A 22,742-nucleotide genomic window follows, 5' to 3' on the forward strand; every position below is an offset into this window, starting at 1 on the left:
CACGGAACCGTGAGTTGAGGTGATAGTGCCGAAGGCTCGACTTTTCCGATAGTCGCTTCCGGGCAACGCAGCCGGATTTTCGGCCGTCCTGCAAGGCGCCCCCTTTAGGCAAACCTGCGACGCAATGCCGGATCCGGCGGCCGCAAGGTCAGGGTCTTGGCGCCTGTCGCCGTGACGGCGACGGCGCACTTGTCGGCACTATTGAAGGAGCGCGATCAGAAGCGATAGCGCAATGTGCCGATGACCTTGCGGCCTTCGTCCAGGTAGCAATAGGCGGAGGCGCAGGTTGGGTCCTGTTCATCCAGAAGGTTCGTCGCGTTGATCTGGGCAAAGGCGCCCTCGAGCTGCGGGAAGCGCCCGCCGAAGTCGTAGGAGAGCTTGGCGTCCACGAAGGCGCGGCTGCCATTCTCGAAACTGTTCGTATCGTCGCCGTAACTCTTGCCGATCACCCGAACGCCGCCGCCGACCCCCAACCCGACCAGCGGGCCATCACCCACCGTATAATCGGCCCAAAGGGCGACCTGGTGCGCGGGGATGCCGGAGGGCGTGTTGCCCTCGTTGTCTCCGGCCAGAAGCGTCAGGTCCAGATAGGTGTAGGAGGCCGTCAGGTTCAAACCGTCGGCAAGGCTTGTCGTGGCTTCGATCTCGAAGCCGCGGGATTCGACCTCGCCGCGCTGAATTTGGAAGCCGGGATTGACCGGGTCGGAGGCCAGCACATTGGTCTGGCGGATGCGGAACAGGGCGGCATTGAGCGTCAGGTTCAGATCCGTCGGTGCGTATTTGACGCCGATCTCCTCCTGCTTGCCTCTTGTCGGCTTGAAGGCCGTTCCGTCCAGGCTGCGCCCGACGGTTGGGGCGAAGGATGTCGAGTAGCTGACATAGGGCGAGATGCCATTGTCGAAGAGATAGGTCAGGCCGACGCGCCCGGAGAAGGCGGAATCGTCGTCCTTGCTCGAGGCGTCTGAGGAGATGAAGTCGGTGACATCGGTATCGACCCAGTCGTAGCGCCCGCCCGCCGTCAGGACGACGCGGTTCCATTGCGCCTGGTCCTGCAGGTAGATCCCGGTCTGCGACTGGCGCGTCGTGGCGTCCGCGTAATAGTCGGACGGGCCCTCGATGAGCTGCTGGCCGTAGTTGAGAGAGGCAAGGTCGAGCGAGGGCGCGGGGCCGAAGCCGATGCGGTCGTTGACCTTCACATGATTGTACTCGACCCCGCCCAGGACGAGATGCTCGACGGGACCCGTCTCGAAACGCGCCTCGCCCTGGTTGTCGACGGCGAAGGAGTCGAGCTTGTCGACGATCCGCCAGGCCGACCGTGTCGCAAGGCCTTCGTCGCGCAGGAGGGCGTCGATCTGGGTGTATTTCACGTCCGCATCGATATGCGCGTAGCGCAGGTTCTGGCGGAAGGTGAAACTGTCGTTGAAGCGGTGTTCGAAGGCGTAGCCGATGCGGCCCTGGCGCTGATCGAAATCCCCATACGCGGGATCGCCGCTCTCAATGCCGGTGATCTGACCGTTCTCGTTCACGTAGGAGGCGTTGCCGCCCGTCTTGAAATCCGAATATTCGCCGAGGATGGTGAGCTGCGTATCGCGATCCTCGGAGCGCAGGGTCAGCGCGGGGGCGATGAAGGCCCGGTCGTCCGGCGCGCTGGCAAGGTCGGTATCGGCGTTCCGGGCAAGACCGGTGATGCGGTAGAGGACGTTCTCGTTTCCGGCCAGCGGCCCGGACGCGTCGAATGCCGCCTGGAGCCGGTTGTAGGAGCCGACCTGCATCTGCACTTCGCGGAACGGCGTATCCGTCGGGCGCTTGCTGAGAAGGTCGACCAGGCCGCCGGGCGACCCGCTGCCGTAGACGGCCGAGCTCGGGCCCTTCAGGACCGACAGTCCATCCAGGCCATAGGGCTCCGTCTTGAAGATGGAGAAGTTGCCGGTCAGCTCACGAAGCCCGTCGCGGTAGACGCCATTATAGGTGACGTCGAAGCCGCGAATGTAGAAGGCGTCGAAGCGCGGATCGAAGCCGAAGGCCCCGACGCGCACGCCGGACGTGTAGTTCAGCGCCTCCTTCAGCGTCTGGACGCCGCGATCCTCCAGCGCCTGGCGCGAGACGACGGAGATGGATTGCGGCACCTTGCGCAGCTCCGTATCCGTCTTGGTGCCGACCGTCGCCGCGGTGCCCACATAGCCGTCCGTGGTCAGCCCGCCGCCGACACCGGTCCCGGCCGCCGGGCCGCCCGTTCCGCCGTCCACCACAACCGTGTCGAGTTGGATCGCCTGCTGCGCGAAGGACGGCGTGGCCGGCAGCGCGCAGGAGACGAGGAGGGCGCGGGCGGCGAGGGTCCGGCGGCGGATGCGGGGCATGGGATCTGTTCCTGTGATGCGATACAACCCCCGTTCCAAACTTGACAATCGGAGTCAACTCTAAGACACGAACCGGTGATCATTGCTCGAAGCTGGTGCGCAAATGTCACGACCTCTCCCGACCGGACAGTTGCCCGGCCCGTCCTATTACGATCTGCAAGGGGCGGATGCGGGCGCGCCGTGGCGCATCTTCGTCCATGTGCCGGCCGGCGATCCGCCGCCGCACGGGTGGCCGTTGCTCGTGACGACGGATGGCAATGCCATGATCGATACCGCCATCGCGGCGGCAGAGGTCCAGGCGAGCTACCCGAAGGGCACCAATGTGGAGCCGGGGGTGATCGCCTCCATCGGCTATCCGACGGAGGGGCGGTACGATCCGCTCCGGCGATCTTTCGATCTGAGCCCGCCGCCCGGCCGGCAATATCCGCCCTTCGTGGACGGCGGCCCGATCGTGCGGACGGGCGGCGCCGACCGCTTCCACGCTTTCATCGAGGACGGGCTGCTGCCCTTCCTCGACACGATCGCACCGCTCGACAGGAACCGCCGGACGCTGTTCGGGCATTCCTTCGGCGGGCTGTTTGCGCTGCACGTCCTGTTTGCCGGCTCGGACGCGTTCCGTGCCTATGTCGCCGCGAGCCCGACCATCTACTGGGAAGATGGCAACCTCCTGGAGCGGGAGAACGCCTATCTGGCGGCAGGCACGCCGCCCCGGACCATCACCGTCCGGCTTTCGGCCGGCGCCTACGAGGACCTGGCGCTTGCCCCCTTCCAGGAGCGGCAGGCCAACCGGGAGGAACGCCTGGCCAACCTTCAGCTGGCGCGCACCGCCGGGCTGGCGCGGGACATGGCCCTGCGCCTTGCAGCCGCCGGCATGGATGCGGAGTTCGAAAGCCATGCCGCGGAAACCCACATGACCGTCCTGCCGGTCGCCATATCCCGCGCGGTGGGCGTTGCCTTCGCACGCCGGCCGGAGCCCACGTTGGGGCAGGGCAGCGAACAAAACGGTGCATGACGGGGCGCGCCTTCGGCGCCGCCGCATGACAGTTCCTGCCGATCCCGCTATCGAAACGCTGAGGCAAAGGCGCACGAATCGTGGCCGGGCCGTGGGTTTCGGGGGGTACAGGCAATGCGCTCGAATGAGGGGTATTTTCCGCGCTGGCGGTTGAAGACGGAAGGCCGCATCCTGCCGGATGAGCGGCTGCCGGCGGGGCAGACGACGATACTGGGCCTCCAGCATGTCGTGGCCATGTTCGGCTCCACCGTGCTCGCCCCCATCCTCATGGGGTTCGACCCGAACGTCTCGATCCTCTTCTCGGGCATCTCGACGTTGATCTTCTTCATTGCCGTGGGTGGCCGGGTGCCGAGCTATCTCGGCTCCTCCTTCGCCTTTATCGGCCCCGTCCTGGCGGCGACGGGGGCGGCCGTCGGCGCTCCCAATCCCAATATCGCGCTGGCGCTCGGCGGCATCATCGTGGCCGGCGCGCTCTATGCGCTGATCGGCCTGATCGTCATGTTGGCCGGCCATCGCTGGATCGAACGGCTGATGCCGCCCGTTTTGACCGGCGCCATCGTGGCGGCCATCGGCCTGGTGCTCGCCCCCATCGCCATATCCAGCGCCTCGGGAGCCGGCCCCGCCAATCCGGCCGGCGACCAGCTTTCCCGCTGGGTCGCCATCCTGACGGTGGCCGCCGTCGGCGCCGTGGCGGTCTATGCGCCGGGCATGGTGCGGCGCCTGCCGATCCTGATCGGCGGCGCCGCTGCCTATCTTCTGTATCTCTTCCTGGCCAATGGGATGGGGCTCGGTGCGCCGGTGGACTTTTCCGGGGTGGCCGCCGCAGCCTGGTTCGGCTGGCCGCGCTTTACGGCGCCGGTCTTCACGCTGCCCGCCATCACGCTGATCGCGCCCGTGGTCGTCATCCTGGTGGCCGAGAACCTTGGACACATCAAGGCCATCGGCGCCATGACGGACCGCAACCTCGACCCCTATCTCGGCCGGGCCTTCCTGGGCGACGGCGTCGCCACCATGTTTGCCGGCTTCTTCGGCGGCACGGGCATGACGACCTATGCCGAGAACATGGGTGTCATGGCCGTCACCCGCATCTTCTCCACCCTCGTCTTCCTGGTGGCTGCGGCCATCGCCATCCTGCTCGGCTTCTCGCCCAAGTTCGGCGCGCTGATCCAGACGATCCCGGGCCCGGTCCTGGGCGGCCTGTCCATCGTGGTCTTCGGCCTGATCGCCGCGACGGCGGGCCGCATATGGGTGGAGAACAAGGTGGACTTCGCCGAACCGCGCAACCTGATCACGGTCGGTGTCGCGCTCGTGCTGGGGGCCGGCAACTTCAAGCTCGACGTGGGCGGATTCACGCTGGACGGCATCGGCACGGCGACCATCGGCGCGATCATCCTGTATCACGCGCTCGGTTGGGCCCGACCGACGCGCCGCGAGGACTGATACGCGCCGGCGGCTGTGTCCGTCCCATCAACTTAAGCGTGCAATCATCCGCCGCTGTGCTATTCGACCCTTCAACGCGCTGCCGACGGGGGGGGGGCCAAAGGCCAGGCCGTCGGCGGAGCGCCCAAGGGGAGGGATCGAATGGATAGGCTGCGGATCAGCCGGCGCAGGCTGCTCGAACTCGGCGCTGCGGGGGCGGCCGTTGCTCTGGCGCCCGGCATGGCAATGGCTCAGAGTGGCGCGTACCCGGAGGGCACGGTCACGCTGGTCGTCCCGTTTCCGCCGGGGGGAACGCTCGACATCGCCGCGCGCCTTCTGGCACGCCAGCTCGAAAGCCAACTCGAGCGGACGGTGCTGGTGGACAATCGGCCCGGCGCCGGCGGAAACATCGGCGCCGACTATGTGGCACGCTCGACGCCCGACGGGCTGACGCTGCTGATGGGCGCGACATCGACCCATGCCATCAATGCCAGCCTCTTTGCCGAAATGCCCTTCGACCCGAAGGCCGATTTCGAACCGGTCTCGCTGGTGGCGCGGACCCCGAATGTGCTGGTGGTCCGGTCGGACTTAGGGGTCGACACGCTCGCGCAGATGGTGGAGCGGCTGCGGTCGGACGAGGATTTCCGGCTCTACGCTTCGGGCTCGAACGGCAGTGCCGGCCATCTGGCCGGCGAGCTCCTGGCCCAGCAGCTCGACCTGCCGCTCACCCATGTCCCCTACCAGGGATCGGCTGCTGCCTTGCAGGCCGTGCTGGCGGGGGAGGTGTCCTTCATCTTCGACAATCTTGCCTCCGCCTCCAGCCATATCCGGTCCGGCGCGTTGCGGCCGCTTGCCGTCACGACCGCGGCGCGCTCGCCCTTCCTGCCCGATGTGCCGACCATGGCGTCGGAGGGTGGCTTCGAGGCCTTCGACCTGTCCACCTGGTTCGGCATCCTCGTTCCCGCGCAGACGCCCGAGCCGGTCGTTGCAGCCTTGAACGGGGCTATCGTGGCGGCGCTCGCGCAGGCCGAACTGGCCGATGCGCTCGCCGCCCAGCAGGCCGAGCCGGCCGGGGGCAGCCCACAGGATTTTGCAGCCTTTATCGATGAGGAAGCGGCCCGCTATGCCGCCATCGTCAAGGCTGCGGGCATCAGCGTGCAATAGGTGGCCGGCTCCTGCGGGTCGGAAAAACGGATCGCAAGCGGAGACGAGACATGGACATCATACGCAATGGCACGCAGCACTCCGGGCGCGGCCCGGCCGAATGGTTCACGGGGGCGGTGCGGATCGATCCCCTGTTTGCGGCCAACGATGCCCGCCGTGCGGCGGCGGCCTGCGTCACCTTTGAGCCAGGCGCCCGCACGGCATGGCATACCCACCCGCTCGGCCAGACCCTGATCGTGACCGCGGGCCTCGGGCTCGTGCAGCGCGAGGGCGGCCCTATTGAGGAGGTGCGGCCCGGCGATATCGTCTGGTTCCCACCCGGCGAGCGGCATTGGCATGGCGCCGCGCCGACGCAGGCGATGTCGCATATCGCCATCCAGGAACAGTCGGAGGGCCGGACGGTGGACTGGCTCGAGCATGTGACCGAGGCCCAATATCGCGGGCAATGATCGACGCCTTGCCAAAGGCCGGGCGGGCGCCAGATTCCATCCCATCCCGCCATTCCCGCGCCGGCCGGCCATCCGGTCCCCGCACCGGCTTCAACCCGATCCATCGAGGTATCACCCATGTTCGTCTGTGAAGGCTTTGCAACATCGAGCGCCGATCAACCGCTGACCCAAACCTCCATCGAGCGGCGGGACGTGGGCGAGCGCGACGTGCGCATCGACATCCTCTATTGCGGCGTCTGCCATTCCGATCTGCACCAGGCGCGGGACGAGTGGCACAACACCATCTACCCCTGCGTGCCCGGCCACGAGATCGTGGGGCGTGTGTCGGAGGTCGGCGCCGCCGTCACGCGCTTCAAGGTCGGGGATCTGGCCGGCGTCGGCTGCATGGTCGGCTCCTGCCAGGCCTGCCCCAACTGTTCCGACGGGCTCGAGCAATATTGCGACAAGGGCTTTATCGGTACCTATAACGGGATCGAGCCGCAGACGGGCAAGGTGACCTTCGGCGGCTATTCCGAGGCGATCGTCGTGGATGAAGGCTTCACGCTCCGCATTCCGGAGAATCTGGACCTTGCCGCCGTGGCGCCGCTGCTCTGCGCCGGCATCACCACCTATTCCCCCTTGCGCCACTGGAAGGTCGGCCCTGGACAGAAGGTCGGCGTGGTCGGCCTGGGTGGCCTTGGCCATATGGCCGTGAAGCTCGCACATGCCATGGGCGCGCATGTGGTGCTCTTCACCACCTCTCCCGGCAAGGTCGAGGACGGGCGCCGGCTCGGCGCCGACGAAGTGATCATCTCCACCCGGCCGGAGGAGATGGAAGCGCATATCAACAGCTTCGACTTCATCCTGGATTGCGTGGCCGCCGATCACGACGTCAACGCCTATCTGAACCTTCTCAAGCGGGACGGCACCATGTGCCAGGTCGGCGCCCCGGAAGATCCCTTGTCGGTCGCCGCCTTCTCGGTGATCTGGAAGCGCCGCAACTTCTCGGGCTCGCTGATCGGCGGCATCGCCGAGACGCAGGAGATGCTGGACTTCTGCGCAGAGCACGGCATCACCTCCGATATCGAGATGATCGCCATCCAGGATATCGAAGCAGCCTATGCGCGCATGCTGAAGAGCGACGTCAAGTACCGCTTCGTCATCGACATGCAGAGCCTGAAGGACAGCCGCGCCGCGGCCTGATACGGGACCGGGGCCGGCGCTCCTCCGCCGGCCCCGGCGCAAAACTGCACAGCCGGGCAAGGACTTAAGGGCAGCGCTGGGGGAACGCAGGTTCCGTGGGGCCGTTCGCTTCGAACGATCCAAGGGAGCACACGCCCATGTTCATGCGCGTCGATAGACTGATCACGGAACTGCCGCAGCCCGCGCGGGCCGATCCGAACGCCGGCGCCGCCTTGCAGGAATTGCTCGGCGGCAAATACGGGGAAATGTCGACCCTCGGGAACTACATGTTCCAGAGCTTCAATTTCCGCAGCAAGGACAAGCTGCGGCCCTTCTACAGCCTCGTCGCCTCCATCACGGCTGAGGAACTGGCCCATGTGGAACTGGTCAGCAATGGCGTGGCCATGCTGAACAACGGGCCCGACAAAAAAGCCTCGGGGGCCGAGCCCGATATTTCCAAGACGCCGTTTGAGGCGATGAAGGATATAAGGCTGGCGTCGGCCTTCCTGTCGAATGGCGGCGGGGCAACGCCCGTCAATGCGAACGGCGTGTCCTGGAACAATGATTTCGTCACCACGACGGGCAACGTCATCTTCGATCTCCTGCACAATTTCCACCTGGAATGCGGCGCCCGGCTGCACAAGCTGCGCGTCTACGAGACGGTGAGCGATCCGACGGGACGGGAAGTCTGCGGCTATCTCCTGGTGCGCGGCTCCGTCCACGCCCATTCCTACGCCTTGGCTTTGAAGAAGCTGACAGGCGTGGACATCGAGAAGATGCTGCCGACCCCGAACATTCCGCTCGCCAAGATTCCGGAATGCCAGAAATACCTGGACGAAGGATCGCACCGCCGCCTCTACACATGGAGCGAGGGCGACTACAAGGAAATTTCCGGAATCTGGTCCAATGACGAGGTGGCCCTGCCGGGGGATCCTCCCGGCCCGCTGGAAGTGGTCGAAGGCATGCCGGAGGGCGGCAAGATGCAGCAGCTCGAAGGCGTACCCTCCGCCTTCACGCCGGATTATGCCCCGGAAGAGTTCTACGAGATCGCGGCCAAGCTCTACAAGGCATCGCGCTAGGAGAGGCTGGCCGGCGGACCCGGCCGCGCAAGCGGCACACGCCAGGCCATGGCGATAATCATGAGGCCGGCCGCGCACAGGAGCGCGGCCGGCCTTCCGCTTGTTTGCGACAGAATGCCGAAGAGCGGCGCCCCGACCGCCTGCCCAAGGGCGATGGCCAGGAAGGCGATGCCGAGCCCATGATCGGGCCGCTGTTGAAACAGAGCGATGCCCCATAGAAGCAGCGACCCGCTCGACAGAATATAGGCAAGGCCGAAAGCGCCCATGATGATCAGGTCGAGCCCCGGCAGGCCTGGCACAAGGTTGAGCGCCGCGATGCCGGCCGCCATGATGGCGAGCGCAGCACGATGCACCGGCGCAATCCCGAACCGGTCCGTGAGCGCGCCCGCCGCCGCGCCGAAAAGCCCCGCCAGGCCGAGCGTGCCCCAGGCAAGGGCGATGCGGCCGTCCGATAGCCCCGCCGCCTCCCGCAAGATGCTGGCGCCGAAGGTCCAGATGGCCGTGCTGCCGCACCCCATAAGAAAAGCGGAGGCGCACAGTGGCAGAAGCGCAGCGGCCGGTGGCCGGCTGAGGGCTGGCGGTCCGACCCCCGGCCGCTCGGCCCGGCTGTCGGGTATCGCGATCTTGAGCCAGAGCGTGACAGCGGCGCCGAGCGCGGCATAGAACGCGTAGAGGATCCTCCAGCTATCCGCCAACAGGCTGGCCGAAGCCGCGGACAGAATGATGCCGGCTGCGGTCCCGGCATTGATTGCCCCGTTGGAACGGGTGCGCTCCGGCGCTGCGACGAGCTGCCCGACAAGGGAGGCGAGGGCCGGCGATGTCAGCCCAGTGCTCAGCCCGCACAAGACCGTCGAAAGCCCAAGTGTCGGCACACCGTAGGCAAGGCCGGTTCCGGCGAGCCCCGCGCAGCCGATCAGCGCCGCTGAGATGGCGATGCTGCGGTCGGACAGGCAGGCCCGCAGATAGAACGCCGCCAGGACGCCAAGACAATAGGCAGCGAAGGCAAGCCCGCCAATGCTGCCGGCTGCCTGCGCCGAGAGGCCGAGTTCGGCCCGGATGTCCGGCAGGAGGAGCCCATAGGCAAACCGCGCCAGACCGTAGGTCAGCGCGGTCAGGGCAAAGCCGGCAGCGACGAGCCGGGCCCGCGCCGTCACGGCGCCTGCCGCCCAGCGGCAGCAAGGAGCGTGAAGGCGGCCTCACGCGCCAAAGCGAGGGCGTTGTCCCCGGCAAGGCCGCCGATGGCGTTGAACCCCTCGACCAGCATCCAGACCTGCGTGGACAAAGCGGCGTCCTCCCGGCCGAGCATGGCGGCGACGCGGGCGGCGATATCCTGCCGGTACTCCGCCTTCTGGCGCTCCACCAGCCGGGCGATCTGCGGATTCGCGCTGATATATTCGCTGCGGGCGCGCAGCAGCATGCAGCCGGGGGAGGCATGCCGATGCGCCCAATCGTCCAGCGTATCGAAGAGGGCACCCAGCGGGTTGGCCGCGTCGCGGCTGCGCAGCGCTTCCATGAAAGCGCGGTGCCGTTCCTCCAGAACGGCGGCGACCAGCCCCTCGCGTGAGGCGAAGTGCTTGTAGAGGGTGCGGGTGGAGGCTCCGGACGGCGCAAGGATCGCGTCCACGCCGATGCCTCGGAACCCTTCTGTCTGGAACAGGCGCATGGCGCCGGCGATCATCTCGTCACGCTTGGTCATGCGAGGCATGTAAAGCGATCGTTTTACAGTTCAATCCCGGAAGAGCTACTGCCGCCCCGGTACGTTCAGAAGAGTGTCGGCTCTTCTGCGCGGATGGGGCGGAAACTCATGCGGTGAAAGGGGCAGGGACCGTGATCGGAAAGGGCCGCCAGATGGACGGGTGTGGCGTAGCCCATGTGCCGGCTGAACCCGTAGAGCGGATAGGAGCGGCAGAGACGCTGCATCATCCGGTCCCGCGTGACCTTGGCGATGATCGATGCGGCCGCGATGGACAGGCACCGCGCATCGCCCTGCACGACCGCCGTTCCGCGCAGCGCGAAGCTCGGCGGAACGTCGCGCCCATCGACGAGCGCGTGGCATGCCGACCGCGCCAACCCGTCGAAAGCGCGCCGCATGGCCAGAAGTGTCGCCTGGCGGATGTTGATGCGGTCGATCTCCGCGGCGCTGGCGGACGCGACGCAGACCGTGGAAAACCGCATGATCTCCCTGTAGAGGCGGTCACGCTCCTCGGGTTCGAGTTGCTTGGAATCGTTCAGCCCGTCAGGAATGTTGCGTATATCCAGGATCACGGCCGCCGCGACAACGGGGCCGGCCAGCGGGCCGCGGCCGGCTTCGTCGATGCCGGCAACCGCACGGGCCCCGCGGGCCAGGCGCTCCTGTTCCAGCGTGTAGTCCGGCCCTGCCGCCAGCATGCCGGGCCGTGTCGATTCGAGCGTCATCGAGGCCATGGCTGCATAGTCTTGCGCAAAAGCGGATGCTTCGCAAGCGCTCAGGCGCCGTCAGGCGCTGCTTTCAGCCCCTGTCCGCACGGTGTGCGATGGCGCGTCGAGCGCACGGAGCGTATCGGCGAGCGCGCGCACCTCGTTTTGCAACTGCGTCAGCGCAGCTGCCGACATGCCGCAGGCCCGCATGAGGCTTTGGCCAAGGCAGGCCGAACCGCTGCGCAGCGCCAGCCCTTGCGCAGTCAGGCTCACGACGACCTGGCGCTCATCGGCGGGGTTGCGTCGGCGCTCGACCAGGCCGGCAGCGTCGAGCCGCTTGAGAAGCGGAGTAAGGGTACTGGCTTCCAGCGACAGGCGGTCGGCAATGGCGCCCACGGTCTGGGCGTCTCGCTCCCACAGGGCGTTCAGGACGAGATACTGCGGATAGGTGATGCCAAGCCGGTCGAGCAGCGGCTTGTACAGCCGGCCGACCTCCATCGAGGCCTGGTACAGCGCAAAACAGAGCTGGTCGTCGAGGGGCGGGGGCGCAGAGAGCCGGGTCATGCCATCATCCAATCCATCGATAAAGATTATCACGATAAATATGTTCTGGACAAGCGTATCCAGGATGGGTAGAAATTTATCGCGGTAAATAAGTCCGCCATAAGTTTCGATAGGAGAGTGATATGTCCGTGGATGTCATCTACAAGACGAAGGCGACCGCCAGCGGCGGCGGCCGTGATGGATCGGCGCGTTCGGAGGATGGATCGGTCGACGTGAAGCTGGTCGTCCCGCGTGAGATGGGCGGCCCGGGCGGGCCCGGCGCCAATCCGGAGAAGCTCTTTGCGGCGGGTTATTCGGCCTGTTTCCTGGGGGCGATGCGCGCCGTCAGCGGCAAGGTCGGCGTGAAGGTGCCGGCGGACGCCACGGTCACCGCCGAGATCGGCTTCGGGCCGCGTTCGGAAGGCGGCTATGGGATCACCGCAGCCCTGTCTGTCTCCATGCCCGGCGTCGAGCGGGCGGACGGCGAAAAGCTGATCGCGGCCGCGCATGAAGTCTGCCCCTATTCCAACGCCACCCGCGGCAATGTGGACGTGGCGCTGACACTGGCCTGACGGCGCAGGGTCCCTGCCAGGAAACAAAAGCGGGTGCGCGCGCGTTCCCCGCTTCCATTCCCCCAACGCAGAGGATCACCGCAAAATGGCATATATCGCAGCCAAGGATGGCGTGCAGCTTCACGTAAAGGATATGGGGCAGGGCCGTCCGGTCCTCCTCATCCATGGTTGGCCGCTGACCGGCGACATGTTCGAGTATCAGACGCTCGCGCTGCTGGAAGCCGGCTACCGCGTCATCACCTATGATCGCCGCGGCTTCGGGCAGTCCGGGCACCCGGCGGGCGGCTACAACTACGATGTCTTCGCCGACGATCTGGCATCCATCCTCGAGGCGCTGGATCTGCGCGACGTATCGCTCGTCGGCTTCTCGATGGGCGGGGGCGAAATCGCACGCTATCTCGGCCGGCATGGCGCCGCGCGCGTGGCCAAGGTGGCACTCGTCGCATCGGTGGTGCCCTACCTCCTGAAGGACGGGTCCAATCCGGACGGCGTGGACGGCCAGGTCTTCGAGGATATGAAAGAGCAGATCCGGACCGATCGCTTCGCCTTCCTGCAAAGCTTCGCCAAGACCTTCTACGGCGTCGGCCTGATCTCCCAGCCCGTCAGCCAGGGCATTCTCGACTGGTCCTTCGTCCTGGGCGTCATGGCCAGCCCGAAGGCGACGATCGACTGCGTCGACGCCTTCGGCAAGACCGATTTCCGGCCGGATCTTTCGGCTTTCACCGTGCCGACGCTGATCATTCACGGCACGTCGGATGCGACGGTCCCGATCGACCCGGCCGGACGGGCCGCCGCCGCCGGCATACCGGGCGCGACGCTGATCGAATATGACGGTGAGCCGCATGGCCTCTTCGCCACCGCTCCGGACCGGTTGAACCGCGACCTGATCGACTTCATCGGCTGATCCATCCACGGCATCTCTCGTCAGGACCCGGCAGGCCAGGCCTGCCGGGTCCGTTTGCGTCAACGCCGCTCGACGGCGGTGGCAGCCCGCGCGCAGAACGGCACAATGGCCAGGAGCGCCGCCAGAATCCAGAAGGAAGCCGGCAGGCCAAGGACGTGGGCGACAGCGCCGATCCCGGCCGGGCCGACCAGGATGCCGGCATAGCCGACGGTGGTAATGGCCGCCACGGCAAGGCCTGTCGGCATGACGGTCTGCGCACCGGCAAGCCGGAACAGGATCGGCACGATGTTGGAGGCGCCAAGGCCGATCAGCACGAAGCCGGTCAGTGCCAGGGGGGCGACGGGAGCAAGCAGCGCCAGAGCGAAGCCGGATACCGCGAGGATGCCGCCGAAGCGCATGGTCCGCCTGTCGCCCAGCCATTGCGTCACACGGTCGCCGACGAGCCGCCCCACCGTCATGGCGATGGCGAAGAACATGTAGGCCAGGCCCCCCTGCGCACGCTCGACGAGGCCGAGATCGCTGATCAGGAGCGCGCTCCAGTCCAGAATGGCCCCTTCGACCAGAAAGGTGATGGCCGCGAGCGCCGCCAGCATCAGGACGATGCCGCGGGGCAGCGCGAAAATCGGGCCCGAATGGACGTTGGTCGCCCGCAAAAGGCGCGGGCCGGCGATCAGCATGGCCAAGATCATGGCGGCGGACACGACCAGCGTGGCTTCCAGCGCGCCGACGGACAGCGACAGAAGAAATGTCATCACCGTCGCCCCGAGGAAGCCGCCAATGCTGAAAAGGGCGTGAAAACCCGACATGAGCGGTTTGGACGATGCCTTCTCCACATCGACGGCGTGGATGTTCATGGCCACGTCGATGGATCCCAGCGCGGCGCCGAAGCCGAGCAGCGCGAGCCCGAGGGACAGGGTCGAATCCGCAATGGCCAGGAAGGGCAGCAGCAGGGCCAGGCCGAACCCGCCGAACAGGATGATCGGACGGCTTCCATAGCGCGTGCTGAGCGGACCCGTCGCCATCATGGCCGCGATGGAGCCGATGCCGATGCACAGGAGCAGAAGCCCCAGCGTGCCGTCGTCGATTGCCAGGCGGTCCTTGGCGAAGGGAACCAGCGGCGCCCAGGCGGCGATGCCGAACCCGGCCACCAGGAAGGACAGACGCGTGGCAAGCCGTGTTTCCGGCCGGTTGGCGGAGATCATGATGGTAGGCTCCGGATAAAAGAAAGTGTCAGGCGGCAACGGCCGGACGGCTTTGCCCATGGATCACCGTGCCACCCGCCTGGGCGATGGCATCCGCCATCTGTCGGGGCGCGTCGGCCTCCAGAATAAAGGTCGAAATCTCATCCAGCCCGGCGATGCGATGGTGCGTCACCTGGCCCAGCTTGTCGTTGGTCAGAAGCACCACCGTGTTGCGGCTGCGGCCAAGGAGGCTGCGTTTGAAGCCGGCGTCGGCATAGCCGTGAACGGTGATCCCATCCTCGACCGAAAGGGCGCAGGCGCCGAGGAACAACCGGTCGAAGCGCATGGTGGCGATCTGCGCGGCGGCGGAGGCATCGACACACCCGCCGACCAGGAGATCGACCGTGCCGCCGATCATGACCAGCTGAATATCCTGCCGTTCCAGCACCGCGGCTGCGATGGGGACCGAATTGGTGACGAGCGTCAAATCCGCATCCTCCGCCAGAAGCGGCACCAGGGCCAGATTGGTGCTGGAACTGTCGAGGAACAGGAATTCGCCCGGCTGAACAGTCCGGGCGGCCGCAGCTGCCAGGGCCCCCTTGCGGTCGGGTTGCTGGTCCAGACGGACGGTCATCGGAGTGGTGGCCGGGACGAGGGGGAGCGCGCCGCCATAGACGCGGCGGCAGCGGCCCTGCGCGGCCAGCGCCCGCAGATCGCGCCGCACGGCATCTTCCGACACGCCGAACTCGGAGGCAAGGCGCGCAGCCGAAACTGCGTGGCCCTCATCCAGCCGATGGCCGATGGCCTCGCGGCGTGCGGATGGTGTTTCAGCTTCGGACATGATGGCGCCCCGTTCCCGCCGGACAGGCCCGACGACGGGTAAATACGCAAAAACATGCGATACTGTCAATCGTAATGCACAAAGATACACGTTTATGCACGATCATGCGTGTGCGGAGGATCGAAGGACGGGACCGGTCGGGGGCGGTCCTGTGGCTCTCCGATCCTCCGCGGGCCCACCCGCATCGGGGTCGCGGGGAGGCGCCGCTGCCGGCGGGGCAGCGGTTCCGGTGGCGCTAGAGCAGCGAGAGTTGCACCCCCGCTCCGCGTGGCGGCGTGAACAGATCGGTCCGCAGCCGCGTGCGCTCCTCGTTCAGGTTCAGGCGACGGGCCGCCAGTTCGAAGCGGCGGCGGATCTGCATGGCATAGGGGCCCGTGCCGCGCATGCGCTTGCCCCATTCGGCATCGTAATCCTTGCCGTCCCGCATGGAGCGCATGAGCGAGATGACGTGGCGGTAGCGGTCCGGATAGTGCCGCAGCAGCCAGTCCTTGAAGATGGGCGAGACTTCGAGCGGCAGGCGCAGGAGAACATAGCCGACCTCCCGCGCGCCGGCGGCAGCGGCGGCATCGAGCAGGCGCTCGATCTCGCTGTCGGTCAGGCCCGGAATGATCGGCGCCGTCATGACCATGGTGGGAATCCCCGCCGCGCTGAGCTTGCGCACCGCGTCAAGCCGCCGCGACGGCGTGGCGGCGCGGGGCTCCATGGTGCGGGCGAGCTTCCTGTCCAGCGTGGTGATCGACAGGGCGACCTTCGCCAGCCCCTTGGCCGCCATGCGCGACAGGATGTCGATGTCCCGCGTGACGAGGGCCGATTTGGTTACGATGCCGACCGGATGGTTGGCTGCCTCCAGCACTTCCAGGATCTGGCGCATGATGCCCCATTCCCTTTCCACCGGCTGGTAGGGGTCCGTATTGGTGCCGATGGCGATGGAGCGGACCTCGTAGCCCGGCCGGGACAATTCAGCTTCCAGAAGGGCCGCGGCATTGGGCTTGGCAAAGAGGCGAGACTCGAAATCCAGCCCGGGCGACAGGCCCATATAGGCGTGGGTCGGCCGCGCAAAGCAGTAGACGCAGCCATGCTCACAGCCGCGATAGGGGTTGATCGACCGGTCGAACGAGATATCGGGAGATGAATTGCGGGTGATGATGGTCTTGGGGCGTTCCACCTGGACATCGGTCCGGAACGGGGGCAGATCCTCGACCGTGCTCCACCCATCGTCGAAAGCGGCGCGGGAGAAGGGCTCGAAGCGTCCCGAAGGATTGAGCCCGGCGCCACGCCCGCGCCGCCGCTCGAACTCCACCCGCAACCCGGACTGGCGGACCAGGTGATCGGCCATATCGACGCCGCCGGCACCGAATGCCGCGTGGTCTGCTGCCGAAATCTCCTGCATGGCGCTTCTCCCTCATGCTTGAAGCAAAGAGGTAAGGACCAGCTCGGAACAAATCAAGAACAAATATTGCCGCACCCGTGCGAGGGGCCTGTTTCCCTTTGCGTCCGAACGTATTATCCCTGGGCCATGTTGTCGGTCCTGATCGAGGCTCGCGAGGAGCCGCTCCTGATTGCATCCACCCTGGCGGCCCTCGTGCCCGGCGCGGTGGAGGGGCTCGTGGCCGACGTCTCGCTGATGGATCGGGGCATGGGCGCGGAGGCGATCCGCGTTGCCGAGCATGCGGGATGCCGTGTCCGCGCCGAACCGCTCGAAGCCTGCCTGTCCGCCGCGCGCACGCAATGGATCCTCCTTCTGGAGGCGGGCGCCCGGCCCATGCCCGGCTGGATCGAGGAGGTTTCCGGCTTCATGGCCGATGTGGCCGATGGCCGGGCGCGCGGCACCGCGGCGCGGCTGCGGATCGCCGTGCAGGACCGGCCACGTCTGGTGCAGGGCCTGTTCCTGCGCCGCAGCCTGATGGCCGGCGGGCTTATCCTTCAGAAGTCCTCTGCCGTGGCGCTGGCGCCAGCGGCCAGGGGCTCCCTGTCCGCGCTCGTCAAGGCGGCACGGCCCATCGTCCTGAAGGCGGATATGCGCCCGCGCCCCCCGGAAGGGGAGCCCGTCCGCCGCTGACCCTTCAGAGGCTGCGGCCTTCGCGGCGCAGATGCTCGTCCAGGCGGGGCATGATTTCCACGAAGTTGCAGGGGCGCGTCCGATAGTCGAGCTGCTGCCCGATGATGCCGTCCCAGGCATCGCGGCACGCGCCGGGAGATCCCGGCAGCACGAAGACGAAGGTCGTGCCGATCAACCCTGCCGTGGCGCGGGATTGGATGGTCGACATGCCGATCTTGTCCTGCGACAGCCGGTGGAACACGGCGGAGAACCCGTCCATCCGCTTGTCGAAGAGCGGCTCGATCGCCTCCGGCGTCACGTCCCGCCCGGTAAAGCCGGTGCCCCCCGTCGTGAGGATGACGTCAATCCCCGGATCGGCGGCCCAGTCCTTGACGCGGGTGCGGATCAGGCCAGCATCGTCGGGTTCGACAGCGCGATCCGCCAGGCGATGGCCGGCCTGTGTCAGCCGGTCGGAAAGGGTCTGCCCCGATCGGTCGTCCGCAAGGCTTCGCGTGTCCGACACGGTCAGAACGGCGATGGACAGGGGGATGAAGCTGCGTTCTGAGCCGCTCATGCCGATGGTTCCTCCGTCGCGGGCCGTATATGGGTGGCGCGGACCCACCAGCCGGGAAGTGCGCGCGCCAGCGCGGCGGCGGCGGCCTCCGCGCCCCCATCGTCCACGAACAATCCGAAGACCGTGGCGCCCGATCCCGACATGCGGGACAGGGCCGCGCCATGCCGGTCCAGCGCCGCCAGCCCGTCCGCGATGGCGGGCAGAAGCGCGGAGGCGGCCGGCTGCAGGTCGTTGCGCGCTGCGCGCAGGTAGCCAAGAAGCGCGGCGAAATCCGAAAAGCCCTGCGGCGGCGGCAGCGGCAGCGGCGGCTGGTTCCGATCCTCCAGATGGCGGAAGACCTGCGGCGTCGATACCGGATGACCGGGATTCATCAGAACCACCGGAACGCGTGGGAAGGCGGGAAGCGGACTCAGCACCTCGCCGATGCCACGGGCCATGGACGGCACGCCGGCAAGACACATGGGAACATCGGCACCCAGTTCGACGCTGCGGCGGGCCAGCGCCGAAGCCGCATGGGGCGGCAAGTGCCGGGCGAGGGCGCTGAGAAGAGCGGCGGCGTCGGCCGAGCCGCCGCCGATCCCTGCCGCCACGGGCAGGTTCTTGGTGAGTAAAATATCAAGGGGGCCGATCGGCGCGCCGGCCGCTGCCGCTTCGGCCCGGGCCAGCGCCAGGGCGGCGTCGAGGCTGTTGGCGTGGCCGCTCAGGGCCGGTGCGAAGGGCCCATCGACGACGAGCCGGTCCTGTGCCGCCGGGGTGACGCGGAGTTCGTCACCCTCGGCCGTGAAGGCGACCAGCATGTCGAGGAGATGGTACCCGTCGGCGCGCTGTCCGGTCACGTGCAACGCCAGGTTCAGCTTGGCGGGCGCGGTGGCGCGGAACGGTGCCGGTGCCGCAGGAACGCTTCGCGCCATGCTTGACGCTGCCATCAGTTCTGCGGTTGGGCGCCGCCATCCACATCGGCGCGGTCCGCCGGCGCCGGATCGGCAGCCGGGTGCTGAAGCTCGGGATCATCCGCCACGGAGGGAAGACCCTTCTCCAGCTTGACCTTGATCTTTTCCACCATGTCCTCAGCCGGCGCCGGGTCCCCCTCCAGCGAGCGCTGCCACTGGAAGCGCGCCTCGCGCTCGCGGCCGACACGCCAATAGGCATCGCCCAGATGGTCGTTGACCGTCGGCTCGGCGGGAGTGATCAGGACCGCGCGCTCCAGTTCCTTCACCGCATCGTCGAAGCGACCCAGCCGGTAATAGGCCCAGCCGAGCGAATCGATGATGTAGCCGTCATTGGGCCGCAGTTCGACGGCCTTGCGGATCAGGTCCAGGCCTTCGTCGAGATTGCGGTTCATATCGACCCAGGAATAGCCGAGATAGTTGAGAACCTGCGGCTGATCGGGCGAAAGCTCCAGCGCCTTGCGGAAGTTCGGCTCGGCCTTGTCCCACTCCTGCAGCCGCTCATAGGCGATGCCGCGCTGGTAATAGATGTTCCAGTTCTGCGGCCCGTTTTCCGGCGCCAGTTCCAAAGCGCGGTCGAGGATTTCCGCCGCGCGGCGGTAATTCTTGTCGGCGGTCAGAATGTCGGAATAGGCCAGATGCGCCTGGAGATCGTCCGGATAGGCCGCGACAGCCTGTTCCAGCCGCGCCTTGGCCTCGTCCTTGCGGTCGGCGAACCAGAGATCGAGGCCCATCTGCAGATCGGCCGTGCGGCGATAGGGGGAATCGGCCGGGATCCGCTCATAATAGGCCAGCGCCTGGTCGACCCGTTCGCCCTGCTCGGCCACGCCCGCAAGCGCGGTCAGGAGCTTGTCGGCCGGATGCTCGCTCAAGGCTTCGGCCAGCTCGAAATAGAGAAGGGCGACATCGCGGCCATCGCCGCGATTGATGGCCTGTCCGAGCGTGTAGAGCACCTCGGCCGCGCCGTTGCGCACCGAGCCGATGGCCGGCGCCACGGTTTCATTCGCCTCGAAGGCGCGTTCCAGATGCAGAAGGGGATCGAAGGTCGGGGCAATCTCGATCCCGTAGGCCAGGGCCTTCTCGGCCCCATCGCGGTTGCCGGCCTGCAACTCGATCCGCGTCAGGGCATCCACGGCCGCCAGATAGGCGTCCGGCGAGGTCTGGACGGAGGCCTTGTCGTCCAGGAGGACGGTCAGGACGCGCCGGGCTTCGTCGACATTGCCGGCCTGCGCATAGATGAGGCCCTTCTGGTACAGGTTGAAAATCGAGAACCAGGGCGGCCCCGCGATCTCGTCGATCCTGCGGACAGCGGCTTCCGGATCGCCCTTGCCGGCATCGGCCCAGGCGGAGAGCTGGCCGAGCAGGAGCGTGTCCAGATCGCTCGAATCCGACATGTCGAGATTGGCGAGCGCGGCGTCGTAATCGCCGTCGCGCAGGCCCTCGATGCCGAGCGCGATCCGCGCGACCTTGCCGGCATCGTCATCGTCACGCAGCTTGGCCGCCAGTTCCACGCCCCTGTCGAACCGGCCATCCGCCAGGAAGGTGAACATGGCCTCGCGCTGGAGCTGGATCGCGGTGGGATCGATCAGGAGCGCTTTTTCGTAATAGTCGCTCGCCACCGAAAGCGCGCCGGCCGATTGCGCCGACTTGGCGGCCAGATAGGCGCCCGAAAGGCTCTGGACGTTCACGTCCGGCTGGGAGCGCACCAGCGTTCCAGGTTCCTGCGCCGCCAATGCGGGGTGGAACAGGAGCGTCAGGCTGGCCAGTGCGGTGGCAAGCAGGAGTTTGCGGCTGCCGTATTTCTGCACGTGTTGCGTCCTCTCGCGGCGTGTCGGCTTCCGGTCCGGGCAAAGCGGTCCGGGCACAGTCATCCGACCCTTTCGGACCAGCATGACGTTTTTACGGCCGATCTCAATTGATGCGGTCGATGCAGAAATCCACCACATCGGCCAGAGCGCTGCGGACCGGCGTGTCGGCAAGGGCATCCAGCGCTTCCAGGGCCTGCGCCCCGAAGGCACGGGCACGGTGCTTGGTCTCGTCCAGCGCGCCGTGGCGGGCCATCAGTTCCATGGCACGGGCGAGCGCTTCGTCGTCGTTGCTGCCCCCTTCCATCGCCTCGCGCCAGAACTGCTGCTCGGCGGCATCGGCGTGGCGATGGGCAAGGATCACGGGCAGGGTGATCTTGCCCTCCCGGAAGTCGTCCCCGACATTCTTGCCGAGCGCATCGGCCGACCCGCCGTAATCGAGCACGTCGTCGACGAGCTGGAAGGCAAGGCCGAGCGCCATGCCATAGCGCCGCATGGCGGCGATCGCCGGCTCGCCCGCCTCGGCGATGACGGGGCCCACTTCCGCGGCCGCGGCAAAGAGCGCCGCCGTCTTGGCTTCGATGACGGCCATGTAATCGGATTCTTCGGTGGACATCTTCTTGGCGGCCGAAAGCTGCCAGACCTCGCCTTCGGCAATCACGGCCGAGGCGTTGGACAGAATGGCGAGCGCCCGCATGGACCCCACCTCGACCATCATCTTGAAGGCCTGGCCAAGAAGATAGTCCCCGACCAGCACGCTGGCTTGGTTGCCCCAGATCATCCGGGCCGTGGTGCGACCGCGCCGAAGCGCGCTTTCGTCGACGACGTCGTCGTGCAGGAGCGTCGCGGTGTGGAGGAACTCCACGCTCGCCGCCAGCTTCACATGACCTTCGCCCGAATAGTCGAAGGCGCGGGCGGATGCGAGCGTCAGCATGGGCCGCAGCCGCTTGCCGCCGGACGAGATCAGGTGCTCGGCGATCTGCGGGATCAGTTCGACGTTGGAACCGGCCATGGACAGGATCAGGGCGTTCACACGGTCCATGTCCGCGCGGGTGATCTCCACGATCCCCTCGATCGACGGCCGTGGCGAAATCTCGCTGACGGAATTTGCAACGCTCACGATGTCACTCCGTTTGACACGCCGGGAATAAACACCGTCGGCCTCAGCGGCAAGGTGGAACATGGGCCATACGGCCCCAATGTGAACCCACTTTGCGAATTATGGCGGCAAGGCTTGCGATCCGACGCCGTTTCATGCGCATGCTCACCCTATGCAGGAACTCATCCGCTCCAACGACGCCGTCCTCATCTCCTTCGTGGAATCGCTGCTCCGGCAGGCCGGAATCGGCCATTTCGTGGCCGATGCGCATATGAGCATCCTCGATGGCTCCATCGGCGTCCTGCCCCGCCGCATCATGGTCGATTCCGATGAGGCGGAGGCGGCGCGCCGCCTCCTGCGCGAGGCCGAACTCGGCCATGAACTCTCCTGACGGCACCGCCCCCTCGCAATTGCGGGCCGACAGTTTCTGGCGCGGGGCGTTCACGCTCCTGCAATTGCCGCGCGCCGGCTACCGCTCCGGGCTCGATGCGCTGCTGGTCGCCTCTGCGGTGCCGCAGGACGCGACCGGCCATTGCCTCGATCTCGGCGCCGGCGCCGGCGCCATCGGACTGGCGGCGGCGACGCGCGCGCCGGGCCTTGCCGTCACGCTCGTCGAGCAGGTGCCGGAGATGGCCGACTGCGCCCGCCGCGCCCTTAACCTGCCGCAAAACGCCGCCCTTTCGCCGCGCATCCGCGTCGTCTGTGCCGATGCCACGGCGCCGCGCCCCGCGCGGGAGGCATGCGGCCTTTGCGATGGCGCCTTCGACCTTATCCTCACCAATCCGCCCTTCTATCCGCCGGATCATCGCGCAAGCCCCGATCCTCTGCGGCGGCAGGCGCTCACCGTACCCGGGCCGGATTTCCTGGCGCGCTGGTTTACCGTCGCAAGCGCCCTGTCGCGCCACGGGGGGCGGCTCGTCACGATCCTGCCGCCGGCAGGGCTCGGCCTGTTCCTCGCCGCCCTGGAGGGGCGCTTCGGCGATGTGAGCCTGCGGCCGGTCCATACGCGCCGCGATGCCGCCGCCTGCCGGATGCTGCTTGCGGCCCGGCGCGGATCACGCGGGCCGCTGCGCATCCTGCCTGGCCTCGATCTGTCGGACGGGTCCGATGGCCTGGCCGCGTTGAACGAGGGCAGTCTTCACCTTGTCTTGTAGCGCCTTGCAGCTGCCGGGTCTTGGCGGAGGGCAGGGTGGATGCCTA

Annotated in this window: 23 protein-coding genes; 11 read left to right on the top strand and 12 right to left on the bottom strand. The window is 67.1% G+C overall.

Going from position 1 to position 22,742, the window contains the following annotated elements:
• Nucleotides 1-215: 215 nt before the first annotated feature.
• Nucleotides 216-2,357: a TonB-dependent siderophore receptor gene (locus AUL30_RS08435; RefSeq protein WP_062227439.1), complete on the bottom strand. Its 2,142-nt coding sequence runs from the start codon at nt 2,355-2,357 to the stop codon at nt 216-218.
• Between the two features lie 103 nt (nt 2,358-2,460).
• On the opposite strand from AUL30_RS08435, the gene AUL30_RS08440 reads away from it, so the two are divergent.
• The 6 genes from AUL30_RS08440 to AUL30_RS08465 all read left to right on the top strand — a co-directional run bounded on the left by AUL30_RS08440 (nt 2,461) and on the right by AUL30_RS08465 (nt 8,641).
• Complete coding sequence (locus AUL30_RS08440) at nt 2,461-3,369, top strand: alpha/beta hydrolase (RefSeq protein ID WP_062227440.1); 909 nt, start codon at nt 2,461-2,463, stop codon at nt 3,367-3,369.
• A 114-nt stretch (nt 3,370-3,483) separates the two neighbouring features.
• The gene (locus AUL30_RS08445; RefSeq protein WP_062227441.1) at nt 3,484-4,809 is read left to right on the top strand and encodes a solute carrier family 23 protein; all 1,326 of its coding nucleotides are present in this window, start codon (nt 3,484-3,486) and stop codon (nt 4,807-4,809) included.
• A gap of 141 nt (nt 4,810-4,950) precedes the next feature.
• Nucleotides 4,951-5,952 (top strand): Bug family tripartite tricarboxylate transporter substrate binding protein, encoded by a 1,002-nt coding sequence (locus AUL30_RS08450; RefSeq protein ID WP_062227442.1) that lies wholly within the window; start codon nt 4,951-4,953, stop codon nt 5,950-5,952.
• Between the two features lie 50 nt (nt 5,953-6,002).
• Entirely contained in the window at nt 6,003-6,401 is a 399-nt protein-coding gene (locus AUL30_RS08455; RefSeq protein ID WP_062227443.1) for a (R)-mandelonitrile lyase, read from the top strand.
• A 117-nt stretch (nt 6,402-6,518) separates the two neighbouring features.
• Entirely contained in the window at nt 6,519-7,583 is a 1,065-nt protein-coding gene (locus tag AUL30_RS08460; protein WP_062227444.1) for an NAD(P)-dependent alcohol dehydrogenase, read from the top strand.
• 137 nt (nt 7,584-7,720) lie between these two features.
• Nucleotides 7,721-8,641 carry a manganese catalase family protein gene (locus tag AUL30_RS08465; protein WP_062227445.1) on the top strand — a complete coding sequence of 307 codons (921 nt, stop codon included), beginning with the start codon at nt 7,721-7,723 and terminating at the stop codon, nt 8,639-8,641.
• On the opposite strand, the gene AUL30_RS08470 is transcribed toward AUL30_RS08465, so the two are convergent.
• From AUL30_RS08470 to AUL30_RS08485, 4 genes are read right to left on the bottom strand one after another with little or no spacing between them, the layout of a single operon-like run.
• Nucleotides 8,638-9,795 carry an MFS transporter gene (locus tag AUL30_RS08470; RefSeq protein WP_062227446.1) on the bottom strand — a complete coding sequence of 386 codons (1,158 nt, stop codon included), beginning with the start codon at nt 9,793-9,795 and terminating at the stop codon, nt 8,638-8,640. The genes AUL30_RS08465 and AUL30_RS08470 overlap by 4 nt on opposite strands.
• Nucleotides 9,792-10,346 carry a TetR/AcrR family transcriptional regulator gene (locus AUL30_RS08475; RefSeq protein WP_157070003.1) on the bottom strand — a complete coding sequence of 185 codons (555 nt, stop codon included), beginning with the start codon at nt 10,344-10,346 and terminating at the stop codon, nt 9,792-9,794. The genes AUL30_RS08470 and AUL30_RS08475 overlap by 4 nt, the downstream gene beginning before the upstream one ends.
• 56 nt (nt 10,347-10,402) lie before the next feature.
• Nucleotides 10,403-11,065, bottom strand: coding sequence for a ribonuclease HII (locus AUL30_RS08480; RefSeq protein ID WP_062227448.1), 663 nt, complete (start codon nt 11,063-11,065; stop codon nt 10,403-10,405).
• 51 nt (nt 11,066-11,116) lie between these two features.
• The gene (locus tag AUL30_RS08485) at nt 11,117-11,602 is read right to left on the bottom strand and encodes a MarR family winged helix-turn-helix transcriptional regulator (protein WP_062227449.1); all 486 of its coding nucleotides are present in this window, start codon (nt 11,600-11,602) and stop codon (nt 11,117-11,119) included.
• Between the two features lie 122 nt (nt 11,603-11,724).
• On the opposite strand from AUL30_RS08485, the gene AUL30_RS08490 reads away from it, so the two are divergent.
• Together AUL30_RS08490 and AUL30_RS08495 are read left to right on the top strand one after the other, a co-directional pair.
• Nucleotides 11,725-12,153 (top strand): organic hydroperoxide resistance protein, encoded by a 429-nt coding sequence (locus AUL30_RS08490; RefSeq protein ID WP_062227450.1) that lies wholly within the window; start codon nt 11,725-11,727, stop codon nt 12,151-12,153.
• A gap of 85 nt (nt 12,154-12,238) precedes the next feature.
• Entirely contained in the window at nt 12,239-13,057 is an 819-nt protein-coding gene (locus AUL30_RS08495; RefSeq protein ID WP_062227451.1) for an alpha/beta fold hydrolase, read from the top strand.
• A 59-nt stretch (nt 13,058-13,116) separates the two neighbouring features.
• On the opposite strand, the gene AUL30_RS08500 is transcribed toward AUL30_RS08495, so the two are convergent.
• The 3 genes from AUL30_RS08500 to AUL30_RS08510 all read right to left on the bottom strand — a co-directional run bounded on the left by AUL30_RS08500 (nt 13,117) and on the right by AUL30_RS08510 (nt 16,469).
• Nucleotides 13,117-14,259 (bottom strand): MFS transporter, encoded by a 1,143-nt coding sequence (locus tag AUL30_RS08500; protein WP_083507823.1) that lies wholly within the window; start codon nt 14,257-14,259, stop codon nt 13,117-13,119.
• A 28-nt stretch (nt 14,260-14,287) separates the two neighbouring features.
• Nucleotides 14,288-15,079: a DeoR/GlpR family DNA-binding transcription regulator gene (locus AUL30_RS08505; protein WP_062227452.1), complete on the bottom strand. Its 792-nt coding sequence runs from the start codon at nt 15,077-15,079 to the stop codon at nt 14,288-14,290.
• 235 nt (nt 15,080-15,314) lie between these two features.
• On the bottom strand, nt 15,315-16,469 hold the full coding sequence (locus AUL30_RS08510) for a PA0069 family radical SAM protein (protein WP_062227453.1): 1,155 nt from the start codon (nt 16,467-16,469) through the stop codon (nt 15,315-15,317).
• Between the two features lie 126 nt (nt 16,470-16,595).
• Between AUL30_RS08510 and AUL30_RS08515 the strand changes: the two genes are divergently transcribed.
• Entirely contained in the window at nt 16,596-17,138 is a 543-nt protein-coding gene (locus AUL30_RS08515; protein WP_062227454.1) for a hypothetical protein, read from the top strand.
• A gap of 4 nt (nt 17,139-17,142) precedes the next feature.
• On the opposite strand, the gene moaB is transcribed toward AUL30_RS08515, so the two are convergent.
• From moaB to AUL30_RS08535, 4 genes are all read right to left on the bottom strand, one after another.
• On the bottom strand, nt 17,143-17,691 hold the full coding sequence (moaB, locus tag AUL30_RS08520) for a molybdenum cofactor biosynthesis protein B (RefSeq protein ID WP_062227455.1): 549 nt from the start codon (nt 17,689-17,691) through the stop codon (nt 17,143-17,145).
• Nucleotides 17,688-18,602 (bottom strand): 4-(cytidine 5'-diphospho)-2-C-methyl-D-erythritol kinase, encoded by a 915-nt coding sequence (locus AUL30_RS08525; RefSeq protein WP_062227456.1) that lies wholly within the window; start codon nt 18,600-18,602, stop codon nt 17,688-17,690. The genes moaB and AUL30_RS08525 overlap by 4 nt, the downstream gene beginning before the upstream one ends.
• Nucleotides 18,603-18,616: 14 nt before the next feature.
• Nucleotides 18,617-20,446 carry a tetratricopeptide repeat protein gene (locus AUL30_RS08530; protein WP_062227457.1) on the bottom strand — a complete coding sequence of 610 codons (1,830 nt, stop codon included), beginning with the start codon at nt 20,444-20,446 and terminating at the stop codon, nt 18,617-18,619.
• 103 nt (nt 20,447-20,549) lie between these two features.
• Nucleotides 20,550-21,563, bottom strand: a complete 1,014-nt coding sequence (locus tag AUL30_RS08535) for a polyprenyl synthetase family protein (protein ID WP_407638273.1) — start codon at nt 21,561-21,563, stop codon at nt 20,550-20,552.
• Between the two features lie 151 nt (nt 21,564-21,714).
• Here AUL30_RS08535 and AUL30_RS08540 point away from each other — a divergent pair, with 151 nt between their 5' ends.
• On the top strand, nt 21,715-21,933 hold the full coding sequence (locus tag AUL30_RS08540; protein ID WP_062227459.1) for a putative signal transducing protein: 219 nt from the start codon (nt 21,715-21,717) through the stop codon (nt 21,931-21,933).
• The gene (locus AUL30_RS08545; protein ID WP_192843036.1) at nt 21,920-22,696 is read left to right on the top strand and encodes a tRNA1(Val) (adenine(37)-N6)-methyltransferase; all 777 of its coding nucleotides are present in this window, start codon (nt 21,920-21,922) and stop codon (nt 22,694-22,696) included. The genes AUL30_RS08540 and AUL30_RS08545 overlap by 14 nt, the downstream gene beginning before the upstream one ends.
• The last annotated feature ends 46 nt before the right edge of the window (nt 22,697-22,742 follow it).

Origin of the sequence: Aureimonas frigidaquae, assembly GCF_001463905.1 — a bacterium.
In the GTDB taxonomy this organism is placed as follows: Bacteria; Pseudomonadota; Alphaproteobacteria; order Rhizobiales; family Rhizobiaceae; genus Aureimonas; species Aureimonas frigidaquae.